Consider the following 23,019-nt stretch of genomic DNA (forward strand, 5'->3'; position numbering starts at 1 on the left):
ATATCAGTATAAGCGCTTACGTCATGACAAGGTAGTCCCGCCACTCCTCAGGAAGCAGCCCCCGGTAAGGTTGCTGGAGGAACCGGTCATCCGCCAGTATAATCGTTCCGTTGTCACTCTCGCTGCGGATCAGCCGGCCCCCCGCCTGCAGCACCTTGCACATGCCCGGGTAGACATAGGCATAATCGAAGCCGTTCTTACCCTGGGATTGGAAATACGCGCGCAGCAGGTTACGCTCAAGCCCTACCTGCGGCAACCCGACACCTACGACCATTACACCGTTCAGGCGGTCGCCCGGCAAATCAACCCCCTCCGAGAAAATCCCGCCCAGCACGGCGAAGCCAAGCAGGGTCTGCGGATTCTCCGGGCGGAAGGAGGCAAGGAAGCTCTCCCTGTCCGGTTCGCTCATACCGGTGCTTTGCACAAGCGTTGAGACCTCCGGATATTTCTCGGTAAACAGCGCATATACATTCTGCAGATAAGCATAGGAAGGGAAAAACACGAGATAATTGCCTTTACGCGCAGTCATTCCCTTCAGCGCATCACAGAGCGGGAACAGGGAATCCTCCCGGTCCCGGTACCGCGTGGAAACCGGAAGCACGGATACCTGCCATTGTTCCTTATGAAAAGGCGAAGGAACCATCAGGCTGTAATCCTCCTCCCGCGCCCCCAGCATGTCCCTGTAATATGAGAGGGGGGACAGCGTTGCCGAGAACAGAATCTGGCTGCGGAAGCTTTTGCCCATTTGCTGCAGCAGGTAGGAAGGGTCCAGATTGAACAGCTTGAGATATACATCCCCGCGCTGAACCTCAGCATAAGTTATATACCGCTCATCGTAGGTTTTAAACGTGCGCAGCATGCCTTGTACTGAATAATACGTATCCAGCAGCCCTTCTCCATCTCCGTCTTCGTCTTCCCCGGGCGGTGCAAGAAGCGGCAGAGAGGGGGACAGCAGCTCAGTCTCCGCTTCCAGAGCAAAGGCCTCCAGTAAAGCCGGAAGCTCCTCCGGATAGCTGCTCCATTCCCCTTCACCTGCTTCACTGCAGCTTTTGCGCAAGCCGATGAAGAAGGCATTGACGGCTTTGGCCGCTGCGCTTAGGGCTTTATTACCCGATTTATACTGCCGCTGCAGCGTAAGAAACGGCGCCTTGGACAGACTTGCCGAATACATCTCACGCCCGCGGTCTACCAGATTATGCGCTTCATCCACCAGCAGGACTGTTTTCTTCTTCCGTTCCTCCGGCAGCCGCTTAAGGCTGATCCTGGGATCATAGATATAGTTATAGTCGCAAATGACCGCATCGCAGGCATAGGCGGCATCGAGCGAGAACTCGAACGGGCAGATCTCATGCTTCCTGGCATACGACGCAATAACCTCCTGTGTCATCAGAGTCTCATGCTCCAGCATATCCAGCAGCGCCGTATTAATCCGGTCATAATAACCTTCTCTATAGGGGCAGAACTCCTTGCTGCAGAGGCCCTCCTCACGGAAGCAGGCCTTGTCCTTGGCTGTAAGTGTAATGGCATGCAGATGCAGCCCCTGATCGACCAGCATAGCTATCGCCGCTTGGGCAGCCAGCCGGTTCACCGTCTTGGCCGTCAGATAGAACAGCCCGGCTGCTTTACCTTCCCCCAGCGCTTTCAGCGCCGGAAAGAGCGTAGACATGGTTTTGCCGATGCCGGTCGGTGCCTGTGCAAACAGATTGACGCCCTCCGAAACCGATTTATACACTGCAGCAGCGAAATGCCGCTGTCCCTCCCGGTAAGCGGGAAAAGGAAACGGCAACTGCCGGATGCTGATCTCCTTCTTGTTCCCGTGGCGGACCATCAGCTCTGCATAAGGAGCGTACTTGGCAACTGTATCCGCAGCGAAGGCGCACAGTTCCTCCCGCGTGACATTCCTGTACAGGCTCTGCTGCTCCTCACCGCCGCGCCGGACGTAGGTAAGCTTCACTTCTATACCGGATAGCCCCTGCTCAAGACAAATCATGTAGGCATACATAAGTGCCTGCGCCCAATGAACATCCCGTCCTGCGAAATCCGGCTCCAGCAGTTCGGCCGTAGATTTAATCTCTTCCACCGTAACGGACCCATTCTCTCCAGTTAACAGGCCGTCGCACCGTCCATCGATAACGAATAGAAGCCCTTCATGGGGAATCTCCGTCTTAAGGTAGACCTCCTTGCGGTCTCCTTCCTTATATTGCTTCTGGATATGCTGATGAATACGTGTCCCTTCTGCCATTGCCGCACCGCTGCGGAATCCCGGCTCCAGACTGCCGCTGCTGAACACATATTCCACCAAAGTCCTTACCGAAAGGGAAAATACCTCGTATTGCATATATAGAGTCCACCTCCATCATCCGCCTTGCCCTTTTTTTTGGGCGCAGGCAGTCATTTTCGTGTTTTTTTCCCTGTATACCCTCATTTGAGTACGTTAATCTCTGCTGCAGAGAGGCGCATCTGATCTTACGCATTCCACGGGGCTTATACGGCATTTCTGATTTTTGACATTCATCGGCAAGCGCTGCATAATAAGTTCTATTAATATGGAATTTTCTTGTCTTTGCGCTGCATCCTCCCAGCCGGGAAGCGGCGTTTCATCCCGTAGAAAGAAGGCGAAGCTGTGTCATCTTTGACAATTAGACGGTGGTTAGTCAAACCATTCATCTTTTTCACGATCATCTTTATCCTCAAAAGTTTCCTGGCCTGGGGCGTTATTTTCGGCGATTTGCTGTCCTGGAAATCTATAATTACTGAAATCCCTTTTGTCTGGGCCCTTTTTTGTCTTATTGAGGCCTTCGCCTCCAAACGGAAGCTCGGGTATTACATGCTGGTGAACCTGCTAGTTACCGCTATCTTTTTTGCAGCCATTATGTATTTCAAATATTATGGTGTCATTGTCACATACCATGCAGCCGAGCAGGTGAATCAGGTCACCGCTGTGCGCAACAGTGTATTTTCATTAATGGACCCGTATTATCTGTTGATTTTTGCCGATATCATTATTCTTGGTGCATACTTCTTCTTTAATAAAAAAGGCCGGGAATATAAAAAGGAAAACATCAACCGCCGCACCGGAACCTCAAAGTTCTCATACAGCCTGCTGTTCGCGGTGTCATTCGGACTGTGCTTGTTCAACATTCTGCCCAATAAGGCCAGTATGAATGAAATCAAGAAAGCCCAGGAAATGGGTCTCCTCAATTATGAGGCTTATACCATTTTTGCTCAAGACAAACCGGAACTGGTGAAGGCCAGTGAGATTACCCAGGATGTTATTAACCAGGTGAAGGGCATCGATACGGCAGCGGTCTCCCCGTTCCAGGGTACGGCCAAAGGCAAGAACCTGATTATCATCCAGCTGGAGTCCTTCCAGAGCTTTTTGCTGGGGCTCACGATCGACGGCAAGGAAATTACACCGAACCTGAACAGCCTGATGAAAGACAGCCTGTATTTCCCTAACTTCTATCAGATGGTAGGCCAAGGGAATACATCCGATGCTGAATTCGTCGTCAACTCTTCCTTTTATATTCCGCCGCAAGGTGCGGCTACAATGTCTTATGTAGATAAGGAGCTGCCGAGTCTGCCCCGTCTGCTGCAGGCGAACGGATATCAGACAGCGACCTTCCATACGAATGATGTAGAATTCTGGAACCGCGGCGAGCTATACAGCGCGCTGGGCTGGGAGCATTATTATGACCATAAGTTCTTCGGTGATGAGGATACCTTCTTCTTCGGGGCATCCGATGAAGTGCTCTACCGTAAAACAGCCGATAAGCTTAAAGAAATGGAAGGGGATGGCAAGCCGTTCTACGCTCAAGTGATTTCGATGTCTGCCCACCATCCGTTTACGATTCCTGCAGAGAAATATCAGATGAAGCTGCCGGAGCGTTATGAAGGCACTTTTGTCGGTGACTATGTCCGGTCCCAGAATTATGCCGACTATGCCTTTGGACAATTTGTTGAAGAACTCAAAGCAAACGGCCTCTGGGACAACAGTCTGATCATGGTATACGGAGACCATATGGGACTGCCGATATATTCGCTGGACCATGACGATAAGGAATTAATGGAGGAAATATACGGGCATGAATACGGGTATGCCGACATGCTTAACATTCCGCTCCTTATCCATGAACAGGGCAGCCTTGCGCCGCAGACACTAGAACAGGTCGGCGGAGAAGTCGATATTATGCCGACAGCAGCCAGCCTGCTGGGTGTACCCATGGGTGATACCATTCATTTTGGCCAGGACATCACCGCCCAGACTTACAATCTGCTGCCGCAGCGTTACTATCTGCCGACCGGGTCCTTTATCGCCAGTTCCGCACTGCTTATTCCCGGCAACAGCTTTGAGGACAACACGCAGTACACCCTTGCTGCCGGAGGGAAATCACCTGCCGGAACCGAAGATGAATACACCCGTGCGCTGAGATTACGCCAGCTGTCGGACAGCTATGTTACGCAGCTGCCGGATAAAGCGCCGGACAAAGAATAAGCTTAGGTAATAATTACACAAACAGCCACGCTCCAATGTTGGAGCGTGGCTGTTTGTTGTTTCAACGGGTATGAGCCGGCCGATTATCGTTCCTGCTTCTCCAGCAGCGTATAATATTCGGCAAAATTCTTCAATTCCTCCGGCTTTAAAATCGATAAGTGTTCGGTCAACAGAAGCAGCGACCGATAATGTGCTTCTTTGAGCAGTTCCTCGCCCTTCGTAGTAAGCGTCACACTGACGGCTCTGCGGTCATTCTCATCCGGAACACGGGTGATAAGCTCCAGCAGCTCCAGCCGGTCCAGCATGACGGTAACCGCGCTTGATTTTACCTCCAGCTTCTCGGCAAGCTGGATGACCCTCGCCTGCTTCTCTTGTGCAATGATATGCAGCAGATGGAACTGCGGAACAGTAAGGCCCATTTCTTTATGCAAAGACATCTGTGATGTGATTCTGCGTTGTACTCTCCACATGGATAATCCCAAGGATTCTACCAAAGGATCAATTTGCTGCGGCATTCCTTTCACTCCCAGTCCGTTTGTCCTGCATCTAGCGTATCATTTTTACAGCTAATGATTCAATGCTTTTTGTCTTTGGTATGACAAGTATCATTGCAAGGCTGCTTTTTTCAGACAAATTCGTTCTTTTTCGACACAAAAAAACTACATTTTATAGACCCAGCGATGCGCTATAATCTTAGCAGTGATAGCAATTATCATATAAAATTAACTATAGTCAGGGTTGGTGGTGCTAACAATGAAATTGGCAACAAAATTAACTTGGATGATGCTCATTGTATTACTTCTTGTCGGATCATCCATCGGGTTCTTCGGATACCGCGCTGCGTACAATCAACTAGATGAAGCTGCGGGTATTGAATTGGTAGGCTGCGCCAATATTACAACCGGCCTCGTTGACCCCGTTGACATAGCGGCTCTTGCCGCAGGAGACAACAGTAAACTTACCGCCATCGAGGATCGTATTGGCTGGATTAATGCGCATAAACCGATTTTCAAGGAAGCATTCATCCTCTCCTTGGACGGCAAAGTTCTTGCCGCAGATGCTAATTTCAAAAAGAGGGGATATAAAGCAGGAGACTCCTTTTATTTCTCAGAAAAAGATAAAGATATGATTACTACCATGAAGCATTCCGCATACTCCGAAGTTTATACATATCAAGGTGCCTCTCTTAAAACCGGCTACGGCCCCATCTATCAGGATCACGACCCAACCAAACCTATCATTGCACTCATGGCTATCAATTTCGACGGCTCCCTGATTCAGGAACGGACACAGGATATCATTGTTCAACCCTTTATTATCGGTATATCTATCCTGATCGTGGCCATCCTTGCAGCATACCTGTTCATTCGCCGCCTGGTAAGCCCGCTGACTAAGCTCTCCGGCTCCGTAAACACCGTAGCAAAGGGTGATCTTTCCCATGACCCGCTCCTGTTTGACCGCAAGGACGAGATTGGCACACTGGCCCGTGACTTCAATGAGATGACAACGAGTCTGCGCACGCTTATCACTCAGGTCAACGATACTTCCATGCTGGTGGCCTCTTCATCACAGGAGCTGTCCGCCAGTGCACAGGAGACGAACCGCGCTGGTGAGCACAGCGTTAATGTAACCCTCGAATTAGCCGACGGCGCTCATACCCAGCTGCGAAATTTGGAGGGAAGCTACCGGTCCGTTCAGGAAATGTCCCGGTTCATCACTGAGATCGCCAGCAATGCTGACAACGCAATGAATACGGCCGCCAGCAATGCCCTTAAGGCCCGTTCAGGCCGGGAATCCATGGATTCTACCACCTCGCAGATGCAGGTTGTCAGTGACAGCATCACTGACCTGTCCGAAATCATCGAATCCCTTGGCAGTCACTCCAAAGAGATCGAGAACATTGTGGGCACGATCGCCGGCATAGCGGAAGAAACAAATCTATTATCTCTGAACGCAGCCATCGAAGCTGCCCGTGCCGGAGAAGAAGGCCGCGGCTTTGCCGTAGTGGCCGGATCTGTACGCAAACTGGCGGAACGCTCCGCCCAATCCGCCGGCCAGATCGGCCAATTGGTCAGCCTGATTGTCACCCAAATGGACAAGGCCGGAGAGATGATGAAGCGCTCAACCGGTGAAATGGTGGAAGGCAGAGAGATGATTATGGCCGCCGGACAGTCGTTCTCCGAGATTGAACACTCCGTATCAGATATGTCCTCGCAGAGCCGGCAGATCTCGGAAACCGTACGCGAGCTGGCACTGATCTCCGAGGGACTCGTAGAAGCGATCCAGAGTATTGTGGCCGTCTCCAATCAGACCGCTGAGGGTGCAGAGACATTATCCGCCTCTTCGCAGCAACAGCTTGCCGCGATGCAGGAAGTGGAATCCTCTGCAGCCTTCCTCTCTTCGCTTGCGGAGAAGCTGCAGGTACTTGTCGAGAACTTTAAAATTTAGGATTTGTTAAAGGAAATCTTAATGAAAATGACCTTGGTTGAGGTTAAAGCCGCCGCTGCGGGGAATGTTTGGACTTCCGGCCGCTGTTATGTTTGGATTTCCTGATTGGAACCGCTGGCCGCGGTAGAAATCCAAACATAAAGGCGGACGCTACGCTCCTACAGTTCCAAACTTCCCCTCCGCCGCTCACACCTCAACATTTCATTTCAATTGCCTTTAAAGAATCCCCCTCTTTAAAGAGGGGGATTTAAAAAAGCAGCAAGTCCTCTTTCATCGGACTTGGCTGCTTTTTTTACTTTTAAGCCGTATTCTCAATAAACCACTGGCCCAGCTCATTCACCGGCATCGGGCGGCCGTAATAGAAGCCCTGCATAACCCGGCAGCCCAATGACTGCAGCAGCTCGATCTGCTCCGGTGTCTCCACGCCCTCTGCCACCACCTCCATATTGAGGTTGCTGGCAATGGCGATAATATTGCTGATAATCGCTTTTTTGGAGTGCATCTTACTCTTGCGGATGAAGACCTGATCAATCTTCAGCGTATTCACCGGAATCTCATCCAGATTGCCGAGTGATGAGAAGCCGGTACCAAAGTCATCTAGCGAGACTCGTACCCCAAGGGCCCGGAGTTTGGAGAGCTGGGCAACCGTCTCTTCCATATTGTTCATGGCAATCGATTCGGTGATCTCCAGCTCCAGGAAATGCGGCTCCAGCCCCGAGCGGATGAGCGCCTCTTCCACTACATCATACAGGCTGCCGCCTTCAAACATCCGCGCCGACATGTTGATGGATACAGGCACATTCGCTACCTCTGCCCGGTGCCACAGCTTATTTTGGCCGCACACTTCGTGCAGCATCCAGTAAGTGATCGGCACGATCAGTCCCGTCTCCTCGGCAATCGGAATGAATTCCGCCGGCGAGATAATTCCATGCTCCGGATGTCTCCAGCGCAGCAGGGCTTCAAGACCGACAGTGACATTCATGAGTGAATCCCACTTAGGCTGGTAGACTACCATAAATTCAGAACGGGCGAGTGCCCTGCGCAGATCCTTCTCCAGTGACATCCGCCGCACCTGATGGCGGTTCATCTCCTGGTCGAATACACTGAATTTATTCTTGCCGGAGTCTTTGGAGGTGTACAGCGCCGTGTCAGCGGCTTTCATAAGCGCAGAACGGTCTGTTCCGTGCACCGGAGCCATGCTGATCCCGATACTGGCCGTCACATACAGCTCGTTGCCCTCGACGCTGTAGGATTTCTTAATCTCCCGCAGAATATGCTGTGCCGCCTCCTGGGCATCCTCTATCCCGCAATCGGGCAGAGCGATCAGAAATTCGTCGCCGCCGAGCCGGAAGACCTTGCCTTTCATCGAGACACATTTTCTTAACCGGTCTGCGACCTCCTGCAGCAGCAAATCACCGACATCATGTCCGAGCGTATCATTAATCGACTTGAAGCGGTCCAGATCCACAAAAAACACCGCACCTGAATTCACCCCGAAAAACTCATCCTTGAAATAACGCTCCAGGCCATGCCGGTTCGGCAGCTCTGTCAGCGGATCATTATAGGCCATAATTTCCAGCACATGCCGGTCGAGGAAAACAGCCCCTCCGGAGATGGCGAGCATAAACAGGGCAACCAGCGAAACCCCGGTCAACAGGATAACATTCTCCATGGCAAATGGCTTTGTTCCAAGCCAGCTGTCAAGCTCCACGCTGCTCGCTCTTAGACTGATAAAATGCATGCCTGTAACAGCGCATCCGATGAATAATGCGGAGCCAAGCTTCCAGAAATTAAACTTCCCCTGTCCCCTGAATTTCCTGAATAAAAATATACCGACAGAAGATGCCAAGAGGGTGACGATGACGGAGATGCCTTGGGCAATTGGATTATAATGGAGATTACCTTCTGTCGCCAGAGTGGAAATGCCGGCATAGTGCATCGCCCAAAGCCCGGCCCCAAGCACAACTGCACCCAATGCAAGCCAGAACCTGCGGATTTTACGGTTGGAATGGGAAACCTGGGAAATCAGGTTAAGCGCTGAATAAGCCGCTATTACAGCAAGTGCAAAAGATAGTAAAACAATCCATGTATTATAGTGGGTTCCCATCTGATCCATAGTTGACCTCTTCACCGGTTATATTATCATTATCGCTGCAGCTCATTCTCAAGTATAAAAACCTATTTACGAATATCAGATAAATGGAAGAGTGTAGAAAGATTATAGAGTTCCATGAGAAGTGACTTTAGCTGTATTCTACCTTGTATTTGCTATACTGTCTAAGTAAATACTGGAACTTTGACCCTTTTTTTGCCGAAGGCAATAATTGTCCATATTTGTCAAAGCCCTATAGACGCAAGGTTGGAATCTGCCGCGGCCGCGAAGCAGCATCCGAGAACGAAACACTCCAGAGCCACCAGTTGGCGATTACCAGAATTGGAGCATAGATATAAATTCCGAACGGTATCAGAGTAACCAGATAATGAAGTCCTGCAAAAAGTATCAATATAAACAACTGCACAAACGCGCTCCCTGTAAAATCCTTCTGTCTGGCCGCACTGTACTTTTCAGAAAAAGGCAGTGCCTGCGGCAAAAGGCGAAAGCACAGTACGGAGTACACAAGCAGGGACAGCAGCACAATAATCAGATGCGGCACAAGCCGTACTCCGAACAGCCACAGGAATATTGCTGACTCTATAACAAAAAGCGGCAGCAGCAGCCGGAGAACGGCAGCCTTAAGCATGCCGCGGTAAACCGGAGCCGTCTCACGTATAGGAATAGCCTTATAAATCCACGCCGCTTTGTAGCTTGTCGAATATCGCAGCATTTGTACAGCGGTCATCATCAGCAGGGCACTGAAATAGATAAACAAAAAGCCTCTCGAGTTGCGGACGGCATCCATATTTCCGCTGCTCAGCGAGTTAAAGATGAAGATGAACGGCAGAATCAGGGACAGCCCGAAGGTAGGATATACCTTGAGCTTGAAATCCCGCTCATTACGCATCATCGACCAGGTGAAGCGGAAGAACATGGCCTCCTCTTTACTCCGGCAGACGATTTCTGACAACCGGCGAGGCAGGCGTCCGCTATCTTTCCCCCCAACTCCCTGTTCCGCAAGCTTCTGCAGGCTCCGCTCAAACAGCGGCATCAGTTTAATATAAACCGCAAGCAGTAATACAGGAACCACCAGCGCCATCACGGCCATTACCGTAAGGTTGTCTGAACGGGTCTCGCCAAGCAGACGTTCGAACGGGGATGCAAACCAGACAGGTGCAAGGAAATACTGCCACCAGGCCGGTTTAAAGGAAATGCTGAGATCCGCCAAATTGAATAGCCGGGAGATCAGCTGGTAACCCACCGTAATCCCGATGGACAGAATGATCTGTACATAATTAATGATGTCCTTCAGCTTTTCCCCGTCAAATACCCGTAGAATCAGCAAATAAATGAGGCCCGTAATCACCAGTATCAGGCAGTCCATCAGGATGATTTCCGCGGCATAGATGAGGAAAAATAGCACCCCCTGCTTAAATACGGAGAAAACCAGCGAAGGCCCCATAAGAGTCAGCGTTAACGTAAACAGATAGATCAGAATATGTAAGCTTTTCGCCATATTTAATGTCCGGCGGTTCACCGGTCTTACAAACAGGATGTTTTTATCCCGTAAATCCAGCATGACCGACGAAAAATCCGAGATCAGCGTAGTCGATATCATAAACATTGCAATCCCGAAGGTGATGCTCATTGAAAATAGATAATTACCCTCCGGTACCACAAAGGCGATCAGCACCAACCCGAGCAGCAAATAGATCCACTGTATCCGAAAAGGAGATCCCTCCGTATTCTGCTTACTTTCCTTCCCCCCTGCAAGCACAGTCGGTGTCCGCCTGCCGTCCATCGTCAGCTTAAGCTGGAGAATACTGCGCAGTACCGGGTAGTCGACTCCCATTCTCCGGAAACCGCCCTGCAGCCGGTCCAGCAGTTTCAGTACGAAAAATTCATTCATGCCGGGCACCTTCCCCTATGACCGCAACAAACTCGCCGGCAATATCCCGGTACTTATCAAATCCGGTCAGTTCATTGAAAATCCCTTCAAGTGACCCTTCCTTGCTCTGTTCCTTGAGCTCAGCAAAACTTCCGTCCGCCACAATATCACCGCCGTCAATCAGAATAATCCGGCTGCTGATCTTCTCAACGACATCCATAATATGCGAGGAGTAAAAGATAGTTTTACCCCTTGCAGCAAGTGAAGCAAAAATCTCTTTAACGATCATTACACTGTTGGCATCTAATCCGCTAAGCGGCTCGTCCAGGAACAAAATATCAGGATCATGCAGCATGCTTGAGATCAGCAGCACCTTCTGCTTCATTCCCTTGGAAAAGGAAGCGATCCGCATATCGTAGGCCCGTTCCAGATTCAGCAGTCCCATCAGCTTTTCGGCCTTGCTGTCTGCCTCAGCCCGCTTCATTCCGTAGAGCTCCCCGATGAAGGTCAGATATTCTCTGGCGGTCAGGCTGTCGTACAATTCCGCAACTTCCGGAACGTAACCGATCCGTCTTTTATAAGCAGCATCGCCGTCTGCGATATCCTTGCCAAAAATGCTCACTGTGCCAGTGTACCCTTCTACCAGGCCGAGCATAATTTTGACGGTCGTGCTTTTGCCTGCCCCGTTGGGACCGATATAACCGATAATTTGTCCGGGATAGACCGCAAGGTCGATTCCCCGCAGCACCATCCTGTCACTGTAGTTCATCCATAGGCCGGAAATCGAAATCACCGGTTCTTCCGCAAGGCTCATTAGAGAAGCTCCTCTCAGAATCTGTAATAGGTAACTTTATAGAAATTCCTTCAATAGTATTCCTATATTATCAAAATTTAACTCTATATATCTATTAGGTTTTATACCCTATAAGTCAGAATACAAAAAACCTCCATATCCGCAAGCGCAAGCGGAGACAGAGGTTTTTCAGGGACAACATCCTATAGCAGGCTGATCCGCTCGCGCCGCCGGGCAGATTCAAGACAGGCTTCAATCAATTTCATACTCCGGACCGGGTCATCCCCGGCAACAATAGGCTTGCTTCCAGAGACGGCTGCGGCAAAATCATCGGCCTGACGGACATACGGATTGGCACCGGTAGCCGCAAACCGGCTCACTTCCCCACCGGTATGCACGTAGAACTCGGCATCTTCGAATCTGGCATTGAACGGCATCGGAATCTCAATCCGCCCTTCTGTGCCGAGGACTTCCAGCAGCTGGCGGTTATAAGCCCACATGCCGCAATCGAAGATCAGGCTCACGCCGCCGGGAAATTCGACCAGGCCCGAGGCCATCATATCTACATTGTCATGCTCTGGTGAGAAAATCGCCTGCACCGTCACCGCCTCCGGCTCTGCACCAAACAGTAGACGCGCCGCGCTAAGCGGGTAGCAGCCGACATCGTACAGCGAGCCTCCGCCCCATGCTGACTTGAAGCGGATATTCGAGATATCTCCGGCATCATTATAGGTGAATGTTCCGCGGATCGACCGCAGCTCACCTATATCCCCGCGCGATATGATCTCCCGCAGCTCGGCAATCCGCGGATGATGCCGGTACATATAAGCTTCAGCCAAATGTACACCCGCTTTGCGGCAGGCCTCCACCATCTCCGCTGCTTCGGTACTGTTCAGGGCAATCGGCTTCTCGCAGAGCACATGCTTGCCCGCTTCCGCCGCACGGATCACCCACTCCCGGTGAAGATGATTCGGAAGCGGAATATACACAGCATCAATGTCCTTATCGGCCAGCAGTTCCTCATAGCTGCCGTAAGCCTTATTGATACCAAACTCCGCAGCAACGGCGCTGCTCTTCTCCAGCCCCCGGCTTGCTACCGCCTCAATGATGCCGGTTTCCGATTCCAGAATTGCCGGCATGACAGAACCCGTTGCAATCTGGGCACATCCGATAATTCCCCATCGGAGTTTCTGCGTCATAGATATACACCTTCCTTATATAAGATTGTCATTATATCTATTGACACCATATCACAGAATCCGCCGCTTCTCTATTTTTGAATGCCTCCGTAGACCATTCAAAAAAGCAGCGCCTAACGGCATTGTTCCGTCTAGGCGCTGCTAATGTATTTAAGGGTTTATGCGTTTACGTCAGAATATCCAGACTGCTCAGAATAACGGCAACCCCCAGCACAACAATCCGTGCTGTACTCATCAGCACGAAGTTTTTGACCGCCAGAATAAAGGTTACCGCCTTCTCCTGCTTCTCATAGAACAGGGAAATGTTGCGGCGCAGGGGTACCAGCGTAATCAGCAGTAGTGCCACCAGCACCGGATTCACACCTATAATCAGCAGAACAATCAGATCAAGATATGAGACATAATAGAGCATTTTAAACAACAGTAGCGCATTCTGGCGCCCGATGTAGACCGGCAGGGTATATCTGCGGTTCTCCAGATCATCTTCGATGTCGCAGATGTTGTTGGCCAGCATAATCCCCGCTATCCCCAGAATAGCCGGTACGGAGAACCAGAAGATGTACAGAACCTCGACGAAGTTAATGTGCAGGTCGATCCAGCCGTCCCGCAGCAGCAGTGTGACCAGGCTCTGATCCGAGTGAATATAGGCGGAGATAAAGATAATCACAAAGCCCATAAAGAGACCTGAGAACAGTTCGCCCAGCGGCATCCGCGAGATCGGAATCGGCCCGAAGGAATACAGAATGCCGATCAGAAACGACAGTCCGCCCAGCAAAAAGATAATCAGCCCGGTCTGGGAGACAAGGGCAATGCCGCCGCCGACAGCCAGAGCGAGCAGAACTGCAATGGTTGCTACCACTGTGCTCTCTTTCAGCTTATAGTGAACGATCGCATTATGAGTCTCATACCCGTAGCCATGCTTCTTGGCCGCTTTTTTGAAATCGTAATAGTTGTTAATGGCCGTTGTCGCCATATCGAAGCTCAGCAGAGACACGAACATCAGGATCGAACGCAGAACATAGAAATCCTCAAACCGGTATAAGGCATACAGTGTCCCCAGCAGGAACGGGATAACACTGGCCACCTTGGTCGGCAGCTCGACAAACCCCAGGAAGCTCCTTACATTCACCGCATATCACCCTTATTCATCATATATGCACCTTATTTTGCGGTGGTTGTTACGGTCACCGGCGACCATTCGGCGATCACTGTCTGTCCATGTGCCGATACGCTGCCCTCCGGCGTCAGATCCTTCTCTGTCATAATGCCGAGGGCAATGGTGAAACTGTTAAACTTGATCGGCACATTCTGCTCACGGCGCACCTCTTGCCCGTTTACATAGAACACAGCCTCGTCCTTGCCGCGGTGATACGTGATTTTGTACGTGTTGAACTCACGCGGTTTGAAGTCGGCAGCCTCTTTAAAAATACAAAAATATTTCGTTCCGCCCGTCTCAGGCACCGTAACACCCGGAAAAGGCAGCACACCGTATACGCTGGCATAGTTGTCATTCCCGGCAAAAAAATCAAGCGCCGCACCGGTCGTGAAGTCAAGCAGATTCAGTGACACGTAACCGTCATACAGATCCCCCGGTGCTGTCCCCTGTGTACGGGCGCGGATCTGCAGCTCAAAGCTGATCTCCCCGTCCTCGGGCACCTCTACCGGCTTAGCCGAATAATACATATGCTTCGCATTGTCGAGAATCTGGACATGGTTATGCTGGCGGCTCAGCTGTGCCCGGACATACAGGAAGCCGTTCCGCACAATCACTACAGCCTCAGGCTCACGGTAAGCCCAGAACGAGCCGTCAGGCAACGTGAATCCGCCGGTTTTCCACACTTGCCCCTCCGACAGAATGGTATGGAAGTCTCCAATTACGGTTTGGCTGTTCAAGACAGGCTGTACTTCTCCGGTTATTTCTTTGTTCTTGTCCATAATCGCGCTCTCTTTCTGTAATTTTTAGATTAAGCCTTGAATCAGCAAGGCCAGCGCCATGATCGCACCGCAGCGCACGGAAGCCTGCTGTGAAGCGCCCATAAGCGGCAGGTATGCCGGCGAAGCATTCTGCGGCTGCAGTCCGCGGTACACATGCACCGGTGCAACTGCGGTAAGCAGCGCAAGCAGGCCATAGACCGGCAGCACGCCAAAAATCACACATACAATCAGTGATACATAGGAAATAAGCAGCAGGAACTGCGAGAACACCAGCGCCCTGCGTTCCCCCCAGACTACCACCAGGGTGCGTTTTCCGGCCTGCTTGTCCGCTCTCCAGTGCAGGAAATGATGATTGAATAAGAGCAGGGTCGTAAGCAGGCCTACAGGCACCGACAGCAGGACAGGCTTCAGACTGAACTGACCAGTCTGCACGAAATAAGAACCCAGCACAGGCATAATGCCAAAGGCGACGAAAATCGCAAACTCACTGTAGCCCTTGCCCCGGTATCCGAAGCGAAGCGGCGGAGCGACATAGAAGTAGGCAATCAGTGCACCGGCTGCGACGAACCAGAGTGTCTCCCAGCCGCTGGAAATGCTGAGAAACAGGCCGCAGGCCACAGCTACAGCGAGGAGCCCCCACGTCAATGAAGCAAATAGGGATTCCGGCATCAGCCCCCCGGATAAAAACCCGGAATTCGTCGATATCATTCCCGGCGTGTTCTTTGCTTCGGTATCAGTTCCATTACGGAAGTCCCATAAATCATTCACCATATTCGAGAACAAATGGGCTGCAACTGCGCCGATAATTGTGATTACAAACAAAAAAGGATGGAAACTTCCTTCCCATACATATGCCCCAACCGTTCCCAAAACAACCGGAATGAGCATCACGGGAATCGTTCCAAACCGTGTGATCTTCTTAAATAATTTCCATTTATCCATGCCGAGAGATATCCCCTTCTCTAAATTCCTGTGATTAATATTATTGCACAACTATTATACATCAAAATTCGACACTTTGGAGAGAAATCCGCTGCAAAATATTACCTAATCATGGTACACTGGATTAGGTGGTACTTAATTCCCATAAAAGTCTATAACTACTAAAAGGGGAGCATCATGAAGCTGAGCAGAAAAATAATGATCTTCATAAGTGTTGTAGCCCTGCTCGGATTAGGAGTCACCTATCTTCTCCTGCACCTCATTTTGCTGAACCGTTTCGAGAAGCTGGATCAGGAAGCATTACGGGACAAGCTGGACGATGTGGTCTCTTCCTATCAGAGCGAGCTGATGAATATGAAGACTGGCCTGCTGAAATATTCGATCTGGGATGAAACCTATCAGTTTATGGAATCGGCTGCAGCACCTGACCAGGCGGATCCAACCAGCCAGGTCTATCTCAACAAAAATTTCAGCCCGGTAACCTATGAAATTAATCATTTCGATATCATCGCCCTGCTGAATTCATCCGGACTTCCGCTGTATGGCGGCGAGTATAATCCGGACTCCGGCAAGGTATCTCCACTAAATTCTGAATACCTCACCCTATTCAATCTTATCAACCGCAAGCTCCCGGGGTTGTCGGGGGCAGAGGACAGCAAGGCCGGCGTAGTCCTTCTGGATAAAGGCCCTATGCTGATCACCCTTACTCCTATAGTCAACAACAGCAAAGACAAGCCTGTAATTGGGACGGCCATCGCCGGTAGAATGCTGCAGCAGGAGGAAGTGACCCGGATCTGGGACGAAACGACCTCCTCCCTGCAGATGACCCGCATCACCCCAGACACAATTGCCGAAAGCCGGGGCCAGCCAGTCTGGATGAGCTCCGGCTCCAGCCAGATGATGTCGATTCACACTGTGATCTACGACCTGTTCGGCGATCCCGGAGTGATGATTACGCTGAAGCATCCGCGGCAGATTTATGAGAGTGGTTTGGAGTCGATTCTAAACTTCCGGCGCTTCTTTTTTGCCTCCACCCTGCTGCTTTGTGTAGCCAGCCTTATTTTTGTCAGACGCTTCATTCTGGGAAGAATGTCTTCACTCATGAGGAATATCCGTGCTATCGGAAACAGCAAAGATTTATCCATAAGAATCAGGAGTTCAGGCAGGGATGAATTCGGCGATGTCGAGCATGAATTCAACCGGATGATAGATTCCCTGCAGCAGGCTCAGGCAGAGCTGCAGCAGCAGGCGATGCTCGATCCGTTGACCCAGCTGCCAAACCGCTCGCTCTTTTTCAACAGGCTTAATGAAGCCATTGCCTCCGCTTCAGGGGCCGGTAAACAGATTGTACTGGTCTTTATTGATCTGGATCATTTCAAGACCGTTAACGACACACTGGGGCATGATTTCGGGGATGACATGCTGAAAGAAATTGCCTTACGGATCTCCAGGGTTATCGGCAGGAATGATGTAGTATCCCGGCTGGGTGGTGACGAATTCACCATTCTGCTGGCCGACGTTCCCGATGCCGCCAGTATGTCAATGCAGCTGTCACAAATACAGGAGGCCCTCTCGCTGCCGCATCGTATTCAGGGGCATCTGCTCTACAACACAGCAAGCATCGGTGTCAGCATCTATCCGGAGAACGGCGGAGACGCAGATTATCTGGTCAAGCAGGCCGATCTGGCGATGTTTCATGTGAAGGAGTCCGGCCGCAACAATATCCTTCACTACTCGGAGGCTCTTGAAGAGAGTATTCGGCGCCGAAAAACACTGTCCCAGCAGCTGCTGTCCGCCGCAGACAATGATGAATTCGAGGTCCATTACCAGCCGATTCTAAGTTCAGACAACCTGAAGGTAGCGAAGCTGGAAGCCTTGCTGCGCTGGAACAGCCCCACTTACGGCCCTGTCTCTCCTGCAGAATTCATCCCGCTCGCCGAAACCAGCGGCTCCATTATAAACATCGGCAGCTGGGTGCTGAGGCAGGTCTGCTCCGACCTGCAAGGCTTCCGTGAGAACGGCCTTGAGCTGACGGCAGCGGTCAATATCTCTGCTGTCCAGCTGATGCAGTCAGACTTGCGCGGGCTGCTGCTTGGGCTGCTTGAGGAGTATACGCTGCCAAGCTCCAGCCTGGAGCTGGAAATAACGGAGAGCGTGCTGGTCTCAGGGGACAACATTCTCTCATCCTTGCAGGAGCTTGGGAACTGCGGGTTCCGCATTTCCCTCGATGATTTCGGTACAGGCTTCTCTTCCCTCAGCTACCTTCGCCGCTTCCCGGTGGATGTGATCAAGATCGACCGTTCCTTTATCTCCGAGATGACCTTGGAGCCGCAGGGCGACGTACTCGTCAATTCCATTATTGAGCTGAGCCATAGCCTCGGACTGAAGGTCGTTTCCGAAGGTATAGAGCTTCAGGAGCAGTTTGACCTGCTCCGCCGGCTCGGCAGTGATGAGCTGCAGGGCTACTTCATCAGCAAGCCGATCCGGGCCATGCATATCCCTTCTTTTTTATCACAAAATAATCTGTTTACCGACAAAAAATGACTACTTCTTTTATAGGCAAGCTCTTGACGATATGATATGATAGGCAAGCTGATAACAGCACCCGCTCCGGGTGCTGTTATCCTATGCGAACACTTTTGAAAATTGGAGGCATTTATTGCTATGTCAGCGCAACCGCAAACAACGCAATCCGTCAAAATCGTCACTGCCGACCCCAGCGCCATCGGCTTGTTCGGACTTGCTATCGTCACCTTGGTCGCTTCTTCACAAAAGCTCGAAATTACAACAGGTCTCAGCTACTGTATTCCTTGGGCCATCTTCCTCGGAGCCTTCGCCCAGCTGTTCGCTTCCATTCAGGATGCCAAACACAACAACACGTTCGGCATGACTGCTTTTGGCGCTTATGCCTTCTTCTGGTTCGGTATGGGCGCAAGCTGGCTGATTAAGCTCGGTGTATTCGGTACCGTTCTTGCCGAAGGCGTAGATCCTAAGCAGCTTGGATTTGTTTTTCTCGGATATCTGGTATTCACCTTGTTCATGACCCTCGGGGCTGTCGAAGCCAACCGGGTACTGCTGATCATCTTTATCCTGATTGACTTCCTGTTCCTCGGCTTATCTATGGATGCTTTCGGCGTTGCTGCTGAGTTCTTCCACAAGCTGGCTGCCGTTTCGGAAATGGCCATCGGTATCGTCTCGCTCTATGGCTGCGGCGCATCTGTGCTTAACGCTCACTTCGGACGCACATTCCTGCCGATCGGCGCACCAATGCGTATTTTCAAGAAATAAGCTTACGCAACCTATGTAAAAATCCATAAAGCAACAACTGCAAGAGCAACGGATAAATACAAGCTGCCCTTTGGCGGAATGTGTCTATCCGTTTTTCTTTTTTTCATGCCCGCTATAAGGTTTTCCCTTGCGCAATGACGCTAAAAATGACATGCTATAGAGACACCTACGACATATCTCGACATTTTTCGGTGGGCAGGAACCACTTTTGGTCAAATTGCTAATATAATGTTGAATTTTTTGATATCGGAGGCACTCCATGGCTTTCATTAATAAAAAGCCTTTAACGATCATCCTCGGCTTCTTAGTCGCGCTGCAACTCTCTCTGTTCTATTACTACTCCTTATCGGTAGACCGGGAATACCGGGCTGAAAAAGCCGATTTGTCCTCACACGCAGTCACACTCACATCGAACCTTGAAGAGAAAGTATCGATTGTCAAAGGCGTAAGTTCCTTTATTCAAACGGTAGGCTTTGATGCAACGCCCTCAATTATTAACCAGTACCTGATCACCGCCTATAACAACTCAAGCCAAACGGTTATGAATATCATGATCGCGCCGGGCGGAATCATCCGTTATCTCTATCCGCTCACCGGCAATACTTCCATTCTCAATAAAAGCCTGCTGCTCGATCCTGTTCTGTCCTCACCCGGGATGATTCAGGAAACGATCCGCTCACGCGGCATTACCATTGACGGTCCCCGGACACTGGCCCAGGGCGATTACGGGATGGTAATCAGGCAGGCTATTTATAACGGAAACACTTTTGCCGGCATTGTCTCGGTTACCGTTCGGGCGGATGACATTGCAGAGCAGCTGCAGCTTCAGGATTCTCCGGTCTATGTAATGACTCAGGATCACACGCTGCTATTCAGCAATCAAACAAAAATAGCAGGTGAGCAGGTTACCGCGCCCATTGAAGTGTATAATCAGCACTGGCTGATGGGAACCCCTTTCCCGGTGCATAAAAAGTGGGAAGTGTTCCGCAGCGTTCTTTGGATTGACATTGCATTTTTACTTATTTTCGCCTTTATTCTATATTACTTCTGGCACCAGGGCCGGTTTAACATTGAACTCGAGCGTGTAGTTAACATCCGCACCCGGGATCTTCGTGTCTCCAAGCGGCTTTATGAGAAGCTGGCTCATTATGACAGCCTGACTGAGATTCCGAACCGGCGGTATTTCATGGATGAATTTGAACGCCTGCTGCAAAGTGCGGATCCGACGCAGACCTATACCCTGTTCTTTTTCGACTTGAACCGGTTTAAGGAAATCAATGATACCCTCGGCCATTCTACAGGCGATCAGGTTATCAAAATACTGGCGGGCCGGCTCAAAAACAGCCATCTGCCCTTCAAGCTGTTCGCACGTACCGGCGGCGACGAGTTCGTCATGATATTCGCCGATCTAGCCCAGGAGGAGATTCCGCAGCTGGCCGGACAAATCAGCGCATTGATCTCTGAGACTCTACTGATTGCCGGTGCCCACCTAAGCTTGTCTACAAGCATCGGAGTCTCGCTGTATCCTGAACACTCTCTCAATAAAGACGATCTGCTGAAATTTGCCGATATGTCGATGTACCAGGCGAAATCCCAGGAGGACCGCAATTATTTCATCTTCGACTGGGAGCTGCGCGAGAAGCTGGAACAGAAGACGATGATCGCCAAGTACCTGCACTCTGCACTGGAACGTGAGGAATTCGTGCTTCATTACCAGCCGCAAATCAACGCCGTTACCGGTCAAATGATCGGGATGGAGGCGCTGATCCGCTGGAACCATCCGGAGAAGGGGCTGATCGGGCCCGGTACCTTCATCGCCGCCGTAGAGGAAGCTGGCCTGATGATTCAGCTGACAGACTGGGTGCTCCGCGAGGTCTGCCGGCAGCTCTGCGAGTGGAGAAAGATGGGCATACCTCTGCTCCGCACCTCCATCAACATTTCCAACAGCTGGTTCTATAACCGCAACCTGATCGAGAATCTGCTGTCTGTGCTTGATCATTACGGGCTGGGCACGAATGTGCTGGAGTTCGAGATCACGGAAAGCACGGCACTGCTGGAAGAACATTATCCGCTGCTCCAGCAGATGCGCGACCATGGAATTATCGTTTCGATCGATGACTTCGGTACTAAATATTCATCACTCAATTACCTGAAGCATTTCCCAGTCAACAAAATCAAGATTGACCGGACCTTCATCACCGGCATCGGCATCAGCTCGATTGACGAGACGATTATCAAGTCGATTGTGTTTGTCGCCTCGCAGCTGGGCTATGATCTGATTGCAGAAGGCGTAGAGACCGTCGAACAGCTGGAGTTCCTGGTCAAACACGATTGCCCGCATATTCAGGGCTTCTACTTCTTCCCGCCGCTTCCTGCGGAGGAGATTATCAAGCTGGCTTCCTAAGCAGCTCCCGGCAATCCTGAACTTTGATTCCAAGAAGAAACGGCTTTGCCGTCCTGTTTAGGACGGTATCCGTTGCTGCGGGAAATAGAAGGATAATTTATTACGTAAAACAAATAAATTCTTATATTTTCAAAAATGCGGCCCGCGCTTGGTAAAACTGCTGCGGACCGCTATAATAAACAAGAACATGATGTTAAACCGAAAGGATTTCGAGATAATGAATGCGTTTTCCACTTCAGAATTAATCGGAACAGCCATCTTTGCGCTGATTCTTGCTATTCTCGCTTACCGGATCATCCGCGGCATGCCGAAGATGTCCGGAAACATTACCGCTTTCCGTAAAAGAACACTGGTATGGACTCAGGTTGCACTGGTGCTGACCGTCCTCCAATTGAATTTTAAGGCCGGTGACTGGCGGTTTGCAATCATCCTGGGGCTGATTGTACTGTTTACCGGCAGTGTCTGGTGGGCTGCCCGGTATTATGACATGCGCCGTCCGCCTGAAGCAGATTCCTCCGGGCAGGATACCCCGGGCGAATAAACCGCAAGGCCCAGCCCATAGACCACACCATCTCAAGCTCCCTTAGGGGGGCTTTTTTAGTAATCAGGGACAACCGTCAGGAGGGGTAACGTGAAACATGACCACAGTTACGGGGTCTACGGGTTCCGCTTCAATGAGCCTGAGCGGCTGCCGCTGCTCAGCCTTTTCGCAGTGGGACATCAATTGGAGACGGGTCCGGCTTATTCCTGGAACGGAATGGAGCGCAGTGACGGGCCGCTGCTCCTTTTTCAATATACGATTGAGGGCACAGGCATGTTCGATACGGAACGCGAGAGCTTCAGGATCGGACCTGGAAGAGGCTTCATGGCTGAAATCCCCGGCAGCCACCGCTATTACCATCCCGGCGGAGCGGACCCTTGGGAGTTCTATTTCATCCTGTTCCGGCCGCAGCTGGCCTTGCCTCTGTGGGAAGACATCAAGTCCAAGCTCGGCCCTGCTCCGGCCATTGACCCTGGAAGTATTCCTATCCGCCTGCTGCGCGATATCGCCCGTGAAGCTCATGACGGGAAAATAACCGACCCGTACATCGCTTCTTCACTGCTCTACCAGTTCTTGATGGAGCTGGGACGGCTGGCCGCAGGCGGATCGCATCATACGGCGGAATGGCCGCCGGCGGTCCGGCAATCTGTCAGCATCATCGAAGCCCGCTACCATTCAATGATTGGCCAGGAACAGCTGGCCGAGCAGGTGGGACTATCTAAATTCCATCTGCTCCGCATCTTCAGCAAATATGTCGGTGTGACCCCGAATGAATATTTGAACCGGGTGCGGATCCGGCATGCGGTAGAACTGCTGAGAACCACCGACAGGAGCATTGAAGCGATCGCCGCCGAGCTTGGATACTCCTCAGGCAGCTATTTCATTAAAGTCTTTCAGAAGCTGACCGGACAAACGCCTGGCGCTTTCCGTTCCGGGAGCGGCAGTCTGCACTATAACCGCCTGTTTTTTGACTAGAACCTGAGCAAACAGC

16 protein-coding genes are annotated in these 23,019 nt (G+C 51.0%); 7 read left to right on the forward strand and 9 right to left on the reverse strand.

What is annotated here, in order from left to right:
- Positions 1-16: 16 nt before the first annotated feature.
- Positions 17-2,338 carry an ATP-dependent DNA helicase gene (locus JRJ22_RS27500; protein WP_206102358.1) on the reverse strand — a complete coding sequence of 774 codons (2,322 nt, stop codon included), beginning with the start codon at positions 2,336-2,338 and terminating at the stop codon, positions 17-19.
- Between the two features lie 285 nt (positions 2,339-2,623).
- Between JRJ22_RS27500 and JRJ22_RS27505 the strand changes: the two genes are divergently transcribed.
- On the forward strand, positions 2,624-4,495 hold the full coding sequence (locus JRJ22_RS27505; RefSeq protein WP_206102359.1) for an LTA synthase family protein: 1,872 nt from the start codon (positions 2,624-2,626) through the stop codon (positions 4,493-4,495).
- Between the two features lie 83 nt (positions 4,496-4,578).
- Here JRJ22_RS27505 and JRJ22_RS27510 read toward each other — a convergent pair whose 3' ends face one another.
- Complete coding sequence (locus JRJ22_RS27510; RefSeq protein WP_206102360.1) at positions 4,579-5,010, reverse strand: MarR family winged helix-turn-helix transcriptional regulator; 432 nt, start codon at positions 5,008-5,010, stop codon at positions 4,579-4,581.
- Between the two features lie 238 nt (positions 5,011-5,248).
- Between JRJ22_RS27510 and JRJ22_RS27515 the strand changes: the two genes are divergently transcribed.
- Complete coding sequence (locus tag JRJ22_RS27515) at positions 5,249-6,943, forward strand: methyl-accepting chemotaxis protein (protein ID WP_206102361.1); 1,695 nt, start codon at positions 5,249-5,251, stop codon at positions 6,941-6,943.
- Between the two features lie 298 nt (positions 6,944-7,241).
- On the opposite strand, the gene JRJ22_RS27520 is transcribed toward JRJ22_RS27515, so the two are convergent.
- The 7 genes from JRJ22_RS27520 to JRJ22_RS27550 form a co-directional block, all read right to left on the reverse strand.
- Complete coding sequence (locus tag JRJ22_RS27520) at positions 7,242-9,059, reverse strand: EAL domain-containing protein (protein ID WP_206102362.1); 1,818 nt, start codon at positions 9,057-9,059, stop codon at positions 7,242-7,244.
- Positions 9,060-9,288: 229 nt separating this feature from the next.
- Complete coding sequence (locus tag JRJ22_RS27525) at positions 9,289-10,947, reverse strand: hypothetical protein (RefSeq protein WP_206102363.1); 1,659 nt, start codon at positions 10,945-10,947, stop codon at positions 9,289-9,291.
- Complete coding sequence (locus JRJ22_RS27530; RefSeq protein WP_206102364.1) at positions 10,940-11,740, reverse strand: ABC transporter ATP-binding protein; 801 nt, start codon at positions 11,738-11,740, stop codon at positions 10,940-10,942. The genes JRJ22_RS27525 and JRJ22_RS27530 overlap by 8 nt, the downstream gene beginning before the upstream one ends.
- A 182-nt stretch (positions 11,741-11,922) precedes the next feature.
- Positions 11,923-12,918, reverse strand: coding sequence for a Gfo/Idh/MocA family protein (locus JRJ22_RS27535; protein WP_206102365.1), 996 nt, complete (start codon positions 12,916-12,918; stop codon positions 11,923-11,925).
- A 166-nt stretch (positions 12,919-13,084) separates the two neighbouring features.
- Entirely contained in the window at positions 13,085-14,047 is a 963-nt protein-coding gene (locus JRJ22_RS27540) for a prenyltransferase (protein ID WP_206102366.1), read from the reverse strand.
- 32 nt (positions 14,048-14,079) lie between these two features.
- Complete coding sequence (locus JRJ22_RS27545) at positions 14,080-14,853, reverse strand: DUF6081 family protein (protein WP_232380974.1); 774 nt, start codon at positions 14,851-14,853, stop codon at positions 14,080-14,082.
- A 24-nt stretch (positions 14,854-14,877) separates the two neighbouring features.
- Positions 14,878-15,795: a prenyltransferase gene (locus tag JRJ22_RS27550; protein WP_206102367.1), complete on the reverse strand. Its 918-nt coding sequence runs from the start codon at positions 15,793-15,795 to the stop codon at positions 14,878-14,880.
- Positions 15,796-15,972: 177 nt separating this feature from the next.
- Here JRJ22_RS27550 and JRJ22_RS27555 point away from each other — a divergent pair, with 177 nt between their 5' ends.
- The 5 genes from JRJ22_RS27555 (at position 15,973) to JRJ22_RS27575 (ending at position 23,003) form a co-directional block, all read left to right on the forward strand.
- Positions 15,973-18,339: an EAL domain-containing protein gene (locus tag JRJ22_RS27555; RefSeq protein ID WP_206102368.1), complete on the forward strand. Its 2,367-nt coding sequence runs from the start codon at positions 15,973-15,975 to the stop codon at positions 18,337-18,339.
- A 120-nt stretch (positions 18,340-18,459) separates the two neighbouring features.
- Positions 18,460-19,083 (forward strand): acetate uptake transporter, encoded by a 624-nt coding sequence (locus JRJ22_RS27560; protein WP_206102369.1) that lies wholly within the window; start codon positions 18,460-18,462, stop codon positions 19,081-19,083.
- A gap of 259 nt (positions 19,084-19,342) precedes the next feature.
- Positions 19,343-21,487 (forward strand): putative bifunctional diguanylate cyclase/phosphodiesterase, encoded by a 2,145-nt coding sequence (locus JRJ22_RS27565; protein WP_206102370.1) that lies wholly within the window; start codon positions 19,343-19,345, stop codon positions 21,485-21,487.
- A gap of 187 nt (positions 21,488-21,674) precedes the next feature.
- The gene (locus JRJ22_RS27570; protein WP_206102371.1) at positions 21,675-22,028 is read left to right on the forward strand and encodes a hypothetical protein; all 354 of its coding nucleotides are present in this window, start codon (positions 21,675-21,677) and stop codon (positions 22,026-22,028) included.
- 90 nt (positions 22,029-22,118) lie between these two features.
- A complete protein-coding gene (locus JRJ22_RS27575) occupies positions 22,119-23,003 on the forward strand; it encodes a helix-turn-helix transcriptional regulator (RefSeq protein WP_206102372.1) in 885 nt (294 codons plus the stop codon).
- The last annotated feature ends 16 nt before the right edge of the window (positions 23,004-23,019 follow it).

This window comes from Paenibacillus tianjinensis (assembly GCF_017086365.1).
Taxonomy (GTDB): domain Bacteria; phylum Bacillota; class Bacilli; order Paenibacillales; family Paenibacillaceae; genus Paenibacillus_AQ; species Paenibacillus_AQ tianjinensis.

Coding starts and splice junctions, on each gene's coding strand:
- JRJ22_RS27500 (WP_206102358.1), bottom strand. CDS start 2,338: ATGCAATACGAGGTATTTTCCCTTTCGGTAAGGACTTTGGTGGAATAT.
- JRJ22_RS27510 (WP_206102360.1), bottom strand. CDS start 5,010: ATGCCGCAGCAAATTGATCCTTTGGTAGAATCCTTGGGATTATCCATG.
- JRJ22_RS27515 (WP_206102361.1), top strand. CDS start 5,249: ATGAAATTGGCAACAAAATTAACTTGGATGATGCTCATTGTATTACTT.
- JRJ22_RS27520 (WP_206102362.1), bottom strand. CDS start 9,059: ATGGATCAGATGGGAACCCACTATAATACATGGATTGTTTTACTATCT.
- JRJ22_RS27525 (WP_206102363.1), bottom strand. CDS start 10,947: ATGAATGAATTTTTCGTACTGAAACTGCTGGACCGGCTGCAGGGCGGT.
- JRJ22_RS27530 (WP_206102364.1), bottom strand. CDS start 11,740: ATGAGCCTTGCGGAAGAACCGGTGATTTCGATTTCCGGCCTATGGATG.
- JRJ22_RS27535 (WP_206102365.1), bottom strand. CDS start 12,918: ATGACGCAGAAACTCCGATGGGGAATTATCGGATGTGCCCAGATTGCA.
- JRJ22_RS27545 (WP_232380974.1), bottom strand. CDS start 14,853: ATGGACAAGAACAAAGAAATAACCGGAGAAGTACAGCCTGTCTTGAAC.
- JRJ22_RS27550 (WP_206102367.1), bottom strand. CDS start 15,795: ATGGATAAATGGAAATTATTTAAGAAGATCACACGGTTTGGAACGATT.
- JRJ22_RS27555 (WP_206102368.1), top strand. CDS start 15,973: ATGAAGCTGAGCAGAAAAATAATGATCTTCATAAGTGTTGTAGCCCTG.
- JRJ22_RS27560 (WP_206102369.1), top strand. CDS start 18,460: ATGTCAGCGCAACCGCAAACAACGCAATCCGTCAAAATCGTCACTGCC.
- JRJ22_RS27565 (WP_206102370.1), top strand. CDS start 19,343: ATGGCTTTCATTAATAAAAAGCCTTTAACGATCATCCTCGGCTTCTTA.
- JRJ22_RS27570 (WP_206102371.1), top strand. CDS start 21,675: ATGATGTTAAACCGAAAGGATTTCGAGATAATGAATGCGTTTTCCACT.